Here is a 692-nt window from a genome sequence, read left to right as displayed (position 1 = left end):
TTTTCTTGTAAATCTTCTTTTAAATTCATTAAAGCCTCGCCACTTCTTGCCTCCCACTGTTTTATTACTCTTTCATTTTCCAAAAATGCTAGCATTTGTCCGTCAAATTCAAGCCTAAATCTTGTTTGAATGATTTTTAGAGTTACGGATATTATGCGATCGGCTTGAATTTGCCTTTTATTCCAATCGTCTTTATAGTTAGATACACGGTATTGTGCATAAGCATTATCAATGCCTATTTTTACTTCTTTTCTAGTTTGATTTAAAGCACTATCATAGATCTTGTATGCTTTCTTGCTTTGAGCCTCGTTTGTGTTTATGCCAAGTGCTTCATCATAAGCAAAAAATGTAACTGTTTTACCCACCAAGCTTTCTAACCTTGCATCTTCTTTAAAAAGCTCTTTGACTGTGAATTTAAAGCTTTGTCCTCTTTGTTTAAGCTTAACAAAGCCCTTATCATCTTTTGTAAGTGTTGAATTTAAGCTTATCTTATCATAGCTTGAAAGCTTAAAAGCCCATTTAATGCTCTTTGCTTCATAGCTATTTAAAACTTTGATTTTCTTGGTGATATTTCCTTGTTTTAATCTATCTATGTTTTCTTGCCCTTCCTCACCTTTTTGATATGTATCTTTTACTTTATAAGTGCTTTGCTCCTCATAAACAAAGGCTTTAAGCATTATTTCTTGCTCTAA

At 32.4% G+C, this 692-nt stretch carries 1 protein-coding gene; it reads right to left on the bottom strand.

Features of this window, described 5'->3' with window-relative positions; translation table 11 throughout:
* A partial coding sequence (locus tag DMC01_RS14220; protein ID WP_185908978.1) for a hypothetical protein occupies window positions 1–692 on the bottom strand: 692 nt, incomplete at both ends.

It is taken from the genome of Campylobacter troglodytis (genome assembly GCF_006864425.1).
In the GTDB taxonomy this organism is placed as follows: domain Bacteria; phylum Campylobacterota; class Campylobacteria; order Campylobacterales; family Campylobacteraceae; genus Campylobacter_D; species Campylobacter_D troglodytis.
This window is presented reverse-complemented; position numbering and strand designations above follow the sequence as displayed.